1 protein-coding gene is annotated in these 895 nt (G+C 27.5%); it reads left to right on the top strand.

What is annotated here, in order from left to right; translation table 11 throughout:
* Positions 1-300, top strand: a 300-nt coding sequence (locus tag V7659_RS20165; RefSeq protein WP_335541736.1) for a hypothetical protein, incomplete at its 5' end; no start/stop codon positions are given.
* Between the last annotated feature and the right edge of the window lie 595 nt (positions 301-895).

Below are 895 nucleotides of genomic sequence, written 5' to 3' on the forward strand. Positions count from 1 at the left end.
ATTAAAATCCTAATAAAAAGAGGCATCTTAAAATGCCATATTATGAAGAACGGATCGTTTCATAACAAGAAATATATCTTTAAAATGGAAGAAATAAAAAAGTTTCAAGAAAAATATCTAACTACTGACCAGGCTTCCCTGCTTTATAACAGAAGTCCCTCCTATTTTAGGAATTTAGTTCATCGTGGAAAGTTAACAAATCGACTAAAAGGAATTTGTGCAAAACAATTATTAATTAAGGAAGAAGTGGATTCTTTCATAAGGCACAAAAAGAAAAATGAGGAAAAAAGAAAATTGTAAAATTTATCAAACTTTTATAAAAAGTATGAGTTATATGTATTTGGTGGATTTAAAAATTTTAAGTAGATATTTATATTTGGGTTATTATATATTTCTTAGCCAAAATACAAAAATTGAAATAAACTTTTAAATATAACATAATATTTTTTTTTAGTAAATAGTTTTCTTTGAATTGGAAGCAATTCCCTCTCGACTTTCAGCAAACACGTGCTCTATAATTTGAAACTGTGAGCGGTACCCCACAATTCACAAAAGTTTTTAAAAGTAAAACAATGCACAACAACAAAGGAATAGTAAGTTTATTCCATTTAGATTCAATTAAATTGGTTGGTTTGTTTTAATGTCTCTATTGATCTATTAAAAATAACAACAAAAAGGAGAATTAGAAATCATGGATAAAAATAACTTCCTTTCCATTACAGACTTTTCCATGTTGCCAGAAAAAACGAAAGAAATTGCATTGTTCCGTTATGAGGTAATCAAACCATTATTACAGTTAAAAAATGGAGATCTTCATAATGGGATCAAAAAACGAGTGGAGGAAATTAACAAAGAAGAAAAAAAGGTTTCAGTTAATTCTCTTTACCGATGGGTT

Source organism: Neobacillus drentensis, assembly GCF_036966985.1.
GTDB classification, from domain to species: domain Bacteria; phylum Bacillota; class Bacilli; order Bacillales; family Cytobacillaceae; genus Neobacillus; species Neobacillus drentensis_E.